Origin of the sequence: Zooshikella ganghwensis DSM 15267 (assembly GCF_000428585.1) — a bacterium.
Classification (GTDB): Bacteria; Pseudomonadota; Gammaproteobacteria; order Pseudomonadales; family Zooshikellaceae; genus Zooshikella; species Zooshikella ganghwensis.
Window position 1 is genome coordinate 1 of record NZ_AUAF01000153.1, and the last position, 9,884, is coordinate 9,884.

General features: G+C 37.1%; 11 protein-coding genes. 2 read left to right on the top strand and 9 right to left on the bottom strand.

All coding sequences use genetic code 11. The annotated features are described in order from the left end of the window. Positions 1-265: 265 nt before the first annotated feature. The 6 genes from F607_RS0121650 to F607_RS0121690 form a co-directional block, all read right to left on the bottom strand. The gene (locus F607_RS0121650) at positions 266-1,588 is read right to left on the bottom strand and encodes an alpha/beta hydrolase family protein (RefSeq protein WP_027709747.1); all 1,323 of its coding nucleotides are present in this window, start codon (positions 1,586-1,588) and stop codon (positions 266-268) included. A 78-nt stretch (positions 1,589-1,666) separates the two neighbouring features. Next, positions 1,667-2,359 carry a hypothetical protein gene (locus F607_RS0121655; RefSeq protein ID WP_027709748.1) on the bottom strand — a complete coding sequence of 231 codons (693 nt, stop codon included), beginning with the start codon at positions 2,357-2,359 and terminating at the stop codon, positions 1,667-1,669. Positions 2,360-3,122: 763 nt separating this feature from the next. Next, positions 3,123-3,977: a hypothetical protein gene (locus F607_RS31055; RefSeq protein WP_051311727.1), complete on the bottom strand. Its 855-nt coding sequence runs from the start codon at positions 3,975-3,977 to the stop codon at positions 3,123-3,125. Between the two features lie 96 nt (positions 3,978-4,073). Beyond that, positions 4,074-4,487, bottom strand: coding sequence for a hypothetical protein (locus F607_RS0121670; protein ID WP_027709749.1), 414 nt, complete (start codon positions 4,485-4,487; stop codon positions 4,074-4,076). A gap of 479 nt (positions 4,488-4,966) precedes the next feature. After that, positions 4,967-5,254, bottom strand: a complete 288-nt coding sequence (locus F607_RS0121680) for a hypothetical protein (RefSeq protein ID WP_027709751.1) — start codon at positions 5,252-5,254, stop codon at positions 4,967-4,969. A 101-nt stretch (positions 5,255-5,355) separates the two neighbouring features. Further along, positions 5,356-5,844: a YcxB family protein gene (locus F607_RS0121690; protein WP_027709752.1), complete on the bottom strand. Its 489-nt coding sequence runs from the start codon at positions 5,842-5,844 to the stop codon at positions 5,356-5,358. Positions 5,845-6,226: 382 nt separating this feature from the next. Here F607_RS0121690 and F607_RS0121695 point away from each other — a divergent pair, with 382 nt between their 5' ends. After that, positions 6,227-6,613 carry a hypothetical protein gene (locus tag F607_RS0121695; protein WP_027709753.1) on the top strand — a complete coding sequence of 129 codons (387 nt, stop codon included), beginning with the start codon at positions 6,227-6,229 and terminating at the stop codon, positions 6,611-6,613. Positions 6,614-6,655: 42 nt separating this feature from the next. Next, positions 6,656-7,039: a type II secretion system protein GspG gene (locus F607_RS31060; RefSeq protein WP_038292031.1), complete on the top strand. Its 384-nt coding sequence runs from the start codon at positions 6,656-6,658 to the stop codon at positions 7,037-7,039. A gap of 1,257 nt (positions 7,040-8,296) precedes the next feature. On the opposite strand, the gene F607_RS35270 is transcribed toward F607_RS31060, so the two are convergent. From F607_RS35270 to F607_RS33730, 3 genes are all read right to left on the bottom strand, one after another. Then, positions 8,297-8,617 (bottom strand): hypothetical protein, encoded by a 321-nt coding sequence (locus F607_RS35270; RefSeq protein ID WP_211233692.1) that lies wholly within the window; start codon positions 8,615-8,617, stop codon positions 8,297-8,299. 17 nt (positions 8,618-8,634) lie between these two features. Further along, on the bottom strand, positions 8,635-8,889 hold the full coding sequence (locus tag F607_RS35275) for a hypothetical protein (RefSeq protein ID WP_211233693.1): 255 nt from the start codon (positions 8,887-8,889) through the stop codon (positions 8,635-8,637). Positions 8,890-9,692: 803 nt separating this feature from the next. After that, positions 9,693-9,884 (bottom strand): ATP-binding protein (locus F607_RS33730; protein WP_169719833.1); only part of this gene is annotated, 192 nt, incomplete at its 5' end.

Genomic DNA, 9,884 nt, shown 5'->3' on the forward strand with positions numbered 1-9,884 from the left:
CACAGGCATTGTGCATGAGTGAATGCAGCAGATTGCTGAGAAGCGGCTAAAACACCGCTGATATCTTGAACAAACTTCTTTACATGTGGTGTAGGGTTAATAATCACAAACCGTCGTCTAGTAGTCGCTATTGATAGACAGAAGCGGTATATTACTACACAACTGGTCTGCAGTCGGGGTGTTGATCGTTCTTTGCAAGGCGAAGAAAAGGAGCCCTGGCTGTAGTCCAGTCTTCTCAGAACCATCTTACCCAGCTAGTCAAGCATTAAAAACTCCGGAATCGAGTATAATCAGCGTTTTTGGGAATAACGACAAAAGGTGAGAGATTCATCAGACTATAGCGAGTAGCTTTACCTACGGCTTCTTCACCAAAGTCAGCAATAAGCTGTTCCACGTTATCATTCAGCTTATACATAGGTTTGACGGTAAATGGGGGCGTTTTACCAAAGTCACTCACCAGTTGCTTATAAAATTCATCCGCTTTATTCAAAAATAAGGCTGGATTATATTCAGCTACACCTGAGGCATTTTCTTGTGTCGCAAGCGCTATATACTTTTCACCCAAAAATTGCGCCAAATGATGCATTGCGATGGATAAGGATTCTCCCGCGTTTTCGGTATCGGCAATAGGGGTACCATCTTGATTACGCAACTCAACGACTTTATTGGAGACCAGGTTCAAGTAGCTATTGATTTCACCATAACTGTTTTCTGCATCTAAATAAGCAAAGATACGTTGTACTGAAAGTGAATTAACCAGGTTAACCATGGAGTGATTATCGAATGAGATATCAGAGGTTATATCTGAACCACCTTGTTTTTCAATAAAGGTAGGAAGATAGTCACTGGGTTTTACAAAGGTAATTTTATTGGCTGTGACCTCAAGACCTGGTTCTGAATAGATATTGTAAACCTTGCTTTCATTCAGCGTAGGAGAATCGAGTAGTTTTCGAGTAAGCTCTCGTATATTAATAATGAGTCGGTCTGGCGTTACAAAGCTAAAAAGACGACTAATGCCTGCACCATTAAATGTATAGGTTTCATCTTGAAGTTCAGGATAACGGTAATTGGCCACCAAGGCTAAATGACCACCCAACGAGTGCCCTACAAACTTTATTTTACCATGGTACTCAGCGACCGTATTCCCTTCATCATCTAGTATGCCTGCTTTTTTTAAGAAGTCATTGATCTTGCCTGTCTGCAGCAACTGACCGACAATGAGCGACACGCCTGTCGCTAATGCGCCATCTTGTCCCAAGATATCAACCAAACCTTCGGTGCCACGCATAGCGACAATCAGTTGATCGTCGTTTTCAGTATCCTTAAACACAGTGCCCGCAAAGCCAGTATCCGTATTTCCTTGAAAATGGTGTATACGATAGCGTTTCCTAAAAGCCTCGAATTGCTCTTGGGTAAAACCTCTGTCTTCAATGAATTTATCAGCAGTTTCCTTGCTATTTATAGAAGGTTTTATTATACCGGTTGACCCCCAGTAATCTTTCCCTTTCTTAAAATTAATATATGCAGCGTCCGCTAAAAGTGCTGCTTGGTAGGCTTTTTCTGTATTAATTTGATTATTTTCACTCATTGATGAACATCCATTCATTGATAAAACAACTAGATACTTCTTGATGTAAAATCAGCTAAAAATTAGTTTTAGTGTTTTTTACTCTTTATTAAATACCCAAGCATCAATCGATTTTTTAATGGGTAAATATTTAAATTTATTAATATCTGAGCATTCGTAAGTTATAAATTTTTCTGGACGTGTAAAAATTCCATATGGAACTAAGATATAGGAGATTTCTTTACCTAGAATATTTTTGGATTTAATCTTAATAACTATTGCTGTATATTTTCTAATTTTATAGCCTTCTATTTTATTATTAATAAGCTCTCCACCTTCAGCCAAATACTTATATTTACTTTTAAATGAGTCAATTTTAACCGTTGCAACGCAAAACTTTTCTTTAAAAGAAACATAGGGTTCAATATTATATATTTCGATTTCCTCTAGATAGTGAGGATTGCAGTTGGGATCATTTTTTAACGCTTTATAATCACGGTAGTAGCCATAAGGCAGTCCATTTACAGGAGACCCCAGCTTGTTTTTAGCATGTTCGTATTCAATAAACTCATAAATTCCATATACAATGTTTTCAAAATCCCCTTCTTCTTTAGCGCTGATGTTGTAATAACCGTCAACATTTTCAATACCGTTGACAATAGCTCCTCCATCCTTAAGACAAAGCGCTTCCAGCTCATCTATGCCAGGTATCACACGGGGTTTAAACACACAACCAGAGGTTAGGATGACGAGTGCACCTATAGCGCATGCTAAATATCGTCGTTTATTCATTAATCATAGTTCCTTACGAATCTGTTCCATCTTTTTTGACGCAACAATGCATACTAATTCAAAATAGCCAGTAAATAATTATTTTTAAATCAAATAATAGCGATCAGCTAAACAAAACTAGAACTTATGTTTTAAGTAGTTTTTTGTGGTGTAAGGGCTATATACAGAAAGGGGGTATATCCGTGATAAATTTATACAACAACTGCCTTGATATTGTACCATTGTCTGAATATCCGTTACTTTACTATAACTGTTGGTATATATTAGCATATTACATCAGTCATTTCATATGCTTATGTGTAACAAATCAATTGATCCTTCCCATAACTCACAAAGTATAGCACTAGTGTCTTACAAAGTAAGAACTAGTTAATAAGTACAAATTATTGATGTAAAATTATTTACATTTATATTCGTAATCATCGCTCATTATTTTTGAATATAAAGTATTACTAAATAAAGTAATTTGATCACAAGCATCGCCCAAGTGTTATTTCATAACATGTTCTGATCAGCATTTTTTCTCGACAATAGGCATTATGCTGGCTAACAACTTCCAAACCATCCTTCTCATCTATTGAGAAAATCAAGAATAGTTTTGTTATTACACTTTTCAATAGAACTCTTTTATTTCTAGCTTGCTCATGTGCTCACTCAATATTCCTCACAATCACTAAAAATGAACGACAGCGGCTCAACTCCAAGACCTGTCGTAGAGTGATTTTAGCTGGGCATAAGCTGCTTTAGATTCTTAGGTATTCCCTCACCATTTTTTTGTTCCTGATGAAGGCGGTACTTCTTCAAATGTATTACTAGATAAGTCAGCAACTATTTCAGAAGACCTATTTAGTGTCTTCTTATAGAGAATTCCCTTGTTTGAGTAATAAATCGTTCCAGCTTCATTAATATCAGCCCAATCACATCTGCCAATAGTATTTTCCTTTCCTTCAACTATGTACTTTAATTCTTGTACGTACCATGGGCCAAGTTGCTCGTTAATACCATGAAGCAAAATTTGTATAGAAACCTTCGAACTCACTGATTTCTTTTCCCAAACTTCAGGCTCAATATACTCGATCCATACTCTTGATTGAGTGCTATTCTCTAGCCATTTTCCTTTTTGTAACTTTATCCAGCCATCTCGGATTAATCGATGTGACATAATCGGATCATCTTCCCCCCAACCTGAACGTTCACCGTGTGGACGTACTCTGAAATTTGCAGGTAGTTTGAAATTTTCACCTAACTCCATTTCCGTTGGCCGATGATTAAGTGTTATACCTTTATCGTCGGCATCAAATAACCCCCCTCCTCCCCATACATCACCTTTAGGCCACAGTGCAAGTGCAGTAAAAAACGGAGGATGGCTTATAGCAGTCCATGTGCCATATGGTGGCTTATGATTTGCTGCAAAATATATCAAGTAATCTCCATTAGAAGATAGATCACACCTACGCTCATAGACTCTGCCTTTAAACCACTGGCCAGAATAAAGCTGATTATTGGTTAAGTTCCATTTAACCAATTGAACACGTTTGCTGGGTCCTCTTCGAAAAATTACACCCACTGGTGCTTTACGAGCCCATATCGCATACAACCTCGTAGAATTTTCAGCCATCACTACGCCTAATGTTATGCACACCGGCAAAAATTGAACGCCAGTGAATTTTTGTCCAAAGCCACGTACGGGTTGAGCATTGCAGCTTGTTATGCATTAGCACTTCCAATTAGACTCACTTAAATACTCATCTACTTCTTGTAACCAGTCACTGTAGTTTTCGCTAGATACGGGCCTTAAAGCAGGGTATTTCTTACGAAGCGAAACGACTTCACAAAGTACTTCATTCATATCGGTTTTGAAAAATGGGCTAGTTATGAAGTCATACTCGTATAATGTTCTTGCATGGGCATCAATGAGGAAATCAGCTGATACTTCAGCACCTTTAATGTCACCTTCTTTAATCTTCTTTTGAATAGCAACAAAGCCCTTTAAATAAGCAACTTCATACTTAAGCCGGTCATTTAATTCAAGGTAAGTAAAAGAAAAAGCAGAAATTACTGAACCAAGAATAAAGAAAACAACGGCAAAGGCGCTGATTCCCATCCACTTTAGTATAGTTGTCTTCATTAAACGCTTTTTCCTTAACGCAATTCATAATGCCCATCGCACTGGACATGCAAACGTTTATTAGCCTGTTTTTTTAATGCTGATACTTACTAGGTCCACGGGCCTGCATTTGCTAGTTTTTTTGTACGTTTTTAAGTAAATAGAAGCCATATATAGATAGCACACAAACACCACTTGACCATATGACATTAAATGGATGAATATTTTCAGCTCTTAATGTCATAACTAGTATAAATAAGGCTAACGCAAACTGTACAAAAAGAACTATATAACGCGGTGCTATATACCTTGTCCTATTCAAAATCATTAGTGTAAGTCCAGAGCCAACCATACATAAACCAAGCAGTACTACTAGCCCTTTCCCCAAAGTTGAATAAACTACTACCACTCCAACACCTAGGAGAATTCCACTAGACGACCCTGTAACAATTTTATACTTTTCCATTATCTCGATACTAAAAAGGTAATTGGACACTTTGTCATAACATTGGGAAAATGGTCCAGTTGACCACATAATTATGTGTTTCACTACACTTTGGGCCATGTGTGAACAGTAAATATTTTGGTGCATAGCCTCTAAAAGCTACACTACCAGTTACATGGACCATAAGACAAACAACGATCAACCCCACGAATATTAATGCTTCAGTGACAACCGCAAACACCAAACCAACACCAGCAAAAAAACTGCACGACAAGATGAATGCAGCTAATCCTCTTACTACTGGACCTATTTTCTTGACTTCATTTTCAGTTGGGTATTTCATTATCGATTACATATAACGCCTCAAACTCCTGCTTAGAGAAGTGAGCGGCTTTTATGAACACAAAAGGCGTCAGCTTTGCAAAGTCCAAATACTTTGACTTGTTAGGTTGCATTGCCAACCTTACTACAAAGCATTACACATAAAGAGTCTACTTCAGGAACCCTTTTGGGCACCACATAATAGATCTTTGGCGCAAGATAGATAAGCACCATATCTTTACCTTCCCTCCAATGATGTATTTCATTCCACATTATAGTTCCTTCACCAGACTCACTCTCAAACTTAACCCCGTTTTCTAGTACTGAAATTGATATGGGCTTTTGTATGGCGGGATATTTATGAAAGTGTCTTTTCAAATACCAAGGAGTGTAAAATCGACGTATTATGAATGGTAGAAGATTCCCACCTATGGCAGCCCCAATAAACCCTACGGCTAAGACATTATTCCCTAGATAAATAAACACAAGGCCTACAACTACAAATGATACATCTATTACCATATGTACTTTCTTGGATTTGCTACTCATCTCACCATTAAGCAATCCAGCTTTAATATATTCTTCTGATGAAATTCTGTACTGGGATTTCATTCTTCAACCTAACAATTAATGAACGTATCATTGACGTATAAAGCTCAAATATATTTTAACCACTTCAAATATTCAACACCAAATTAACTAACCTAACTAATTGATTAACCTGGATAATTTTTTTAGAAAAAAAATAGTTACTCCATAACATTGTATAGCGTTATGTTGCAAAGTTAAGTTCTCTAATAACGTGAGCTGCTAGATAGGATTTCCAGCTAAAGCTGTTACATTTGATCGTATCACAAAGAGTTAAAATAAAAATGATTACTAATCAAATAATTTCCCCCTTGATTTACCCTCGCCACACAAAGCCATATTGTCATACACTCTTAGCTAATGACTGCAAAAAATTTTTATTTAACCCTGAAACTCAAGTAATCCTATGAAAGAAATAATAAGTGATAATAAATGGCTTGCTATCTTTTCTGAAGCTATCGATTTACTTGGAGAGGGTGAATTCCTAATGGAAAAGAGCCAATCTTGGTGCTCTTGGACAACATTCGATCGTCTTAAATGTTGGGACTGTGGTTACTGGAACGCCGGCTTACCCAAAAAGTCAGATCTGTCTATAACAGGTATTTCTGATGGTAGTGTTTGGGGACAACCATTCAAGTACTCATCCATTGCTCACATCATTTTGCCAAAAAGGTTTTGTACTGATATGGGGGTAGTAAAAGAGCAAAATATTCAACAGTTAAAACTGCCACTTATGAAAATTAACGTACCTTACAATATGAATGAGTACCTTTTAGAGATAAAACTATTTTAGAGTACCCGCTTCATTTAAAACGACACACACTCGGTGAACCTCATGCTTGCCAAAAAAATAGTTAGTTTGACTGTTATTTTAACCTTTAATACAATGAAAGGTTATGGCCATGTAACTCAAGAACAAGAAACGCTTAAAACATTAGAAAGTATTTCTTTAGCACTTGAGTTATTCAAGCTTGACTTGGGTTATTATCCATGTACTGAAGATAGTGGTTTAATACATTTAACAATAAACAAAACAAAATCAAAAAGCTGGCAAGGCCCATATCTACCAAAACAATATACTGATGCATGGGGAAACAATTTTCAGTATAAGTTTTATTGTAAACAAAAGAATAAAATATTTCTGCTTTACTCAATTGGAAAAAATAAAGTAGATGATTCAGGAAATGGAGATGATATAGTTATCCCCCCATGGAAGTAACGATATCATCCAGTATAAAAGCTACCACCATAATTTTTACTATCAAGAGAATGTCTATGTATCCTAGTGGCAACTTCTCTATATTAGCAATAACTGAAAAAAGTCATCAAACTACATCGAGTGAGACATACTATCCAACAGAAGCTAGGGTCAGCCGCCAAGCTTACAAAAACTACAGCAAGTACAACAGTTTTAGGTGACACTGGCCACTGGATTGGCCGCAGTCTTTATGAAATCACACATGATGACATAGAGCTATAAATCATCAAGGGGAGAATTTCCCCTTGAAATGCTCAAAAATGAAATGATATGAAAAAAAACTTAGAGCTTTTCAAGTAGCATGCTTTCTTTCAGGCCCACTAGTTGTATTTCCAGTAGTAATCCTATTTGGTGAACTCATTGGGTTATTAGCTTTTACTGTGGTCTTCATGACTCTTGTACTAGTATCATACTTTACTTTTAGATGCCCATTCTGTCATAATTCTATATTTAAGCTACCAAATGGAGAGCATATTTACTGGTATCGAGGTAAATGTAGGTACTGTGGGAAAAAACTAGATGGATAATATAAGCTCATGATTACATATAGTTAGCGGAAAGGTTATGCGAACTAATTATTACAAATCAAACTCGGTAGCAGGCTTAACCATGCTACCTTCATACCTTTTTTTGGCAATACTATGTACAAAACTTAGCTTATTATGGTGGCTACTTTCCCTAATAGTTGGTTTATTTATAATCGCAATCATATATTCTATCTATATAGAGCACTTCACGCCTAAAAAACAATTTAAGATTCTCCCCCTAATAATATTATTTTCAATACAGACTATAATATATTTCTCAGTATTTTATTTTCTTAGTTTCAACTAACAAACCTGTCCCTAGCAACTTTTTTATTTCACCCAGTGCAACCAAAACTACTTAAACCACTTCTCGCATATATGGCAGCATAGCCCTCTTACCCTGTCTCAATTCCGACTCAAACATGTATAGGTTTACAGCTAGTAATCAGCTTAAGCCAGACCCCAGATAAAACGGATTTATGCCTCAGAAGATATGGGTAAAAAACACTATTTTTATAGACTAAAAGTTAACTGCTGGTGCGGTGTATAGGGGTGGAAATTTTATACGTCTACCGTGGGGGGTTTTGTTGCGATCGGTAATAATTCTGTAGGAAGGACCCATCTATGCAAGCACTATAAAACAAGTGTATTATAAAGTCAAACATTTTATTATAAATTTATTTAAAAAATATTATGGTGTTACTATACTTAAATTCTCCACCCAAATTAACTCACATGACCCTCCTCCCGTATCCGTTCGAGTCATGGAGCTTCTCCATCGCCAACCATCATTAGCATCTACATTCACCAAACTACCTACTAACTGAATAATGTCCCCTTTTTTGACTGATTTTAATGCATCCTCAACAAACTCATTGGCAGGAATCATATGCATATTAGCACTTGATGTTTCAATTTCTCGACGAGGAATGGGAAAGGCATCGGTTCGCCAATAATACCAACGATTTGACTGAGAAAATGTAATATTATTTATAACACTCTCATCTGACATTCTGCCCCATCCTAAGGCTAAATCAACAGGTGATAAATCTGTTTCTCGTCCGAGTGAATAATTTTTTTTGAAAGCACTTTGGCTTTTAGTTTAAAGGACGCAATTTCTGTTAAGGTATATCCATTAACTTGAAATGTTTTGGCTGTGCTTTTTGTCTTTTGTTCTGGTGCATCAGTGGCGTAAACACCCGGCCCTATCGAGACTTCTCCCTCCTTGAAAAATAAAAACCATACAACAATTGCTGAAACAATCAGTATGATATATTTTTGCATTACCAATAAGCTCCATTATTGCAGTGCTTTCAACAAGTCAGATTTACTTTACAAGTGTAGTGTTCAATAACACGCCTCACAATCAATTGAACCTCGCCTGTCGCCAAGCTCATAATCCCATAGGTAGCACCCAGTTCATAACTGACTGAATATAAGAGAAATGACGCTACTTTCAGCGTTGATACAAAGCGTACTCGTATGATGAGTACCCTCTAGACTTATCGATATGTCTAAGTAGAGCGCAACACAAGATCCGCTATTCCTCCGCACAGTGTGCGGGAATGGTCGAACCTTATCCCACTCCAACCCTAGCTGGCTCAGTATGAGTGAGTTCACAAGGGTCCACATTCGTCTCCACAATGTGGACGGTAATCTCATTAGTCGCTTATAGCTTTAAGCTTCCATAAAGCATATGTCGAGTAGACATATCCTTTAATACTTATGAACGTCAGCCAACATATACCTTCTCCTACGCACATTGTGCGTACAAATACATTGGTATGTCTTCTATCCTATCCACGTATGACTTGTGACTTCTACCTCTCAAAAAGGTCGCCTCATTGTGGAGAGCCTTTTAAACAGCACACTATCACGATTGATAGATAACTCATGGGTTCAAGCGTTCATGCACACATTGTGTGCCTCAAGCTTAAAACACCTAATGACTTTTAAACTCACTGAGCTTTTGATAAAACAACTCCGTTTCCCGCTTATCTTGCCTATGTGTCAACAGCAATTGAATTTTGACCCACTTTTCTGGTAATCCAGCAATTTAAAACTGACCCACCCTACGTTTGGTTTCGTTAATTGGTTATTGTTACGTTGGTATTCATTTCAGGTGTAATACCAGCCATCTTTTTTCCCCTTAATCGGTAACTATGGCCGCTAATTTGAACTATATGTGCGTGATGTAAAAGACGATCTAAAAGGGCTGCAGTGAGTGTTTGGTCATTGGCAAAGGCTCCTGACCATTGCGAGAAGGGTAAGTTGCTGGT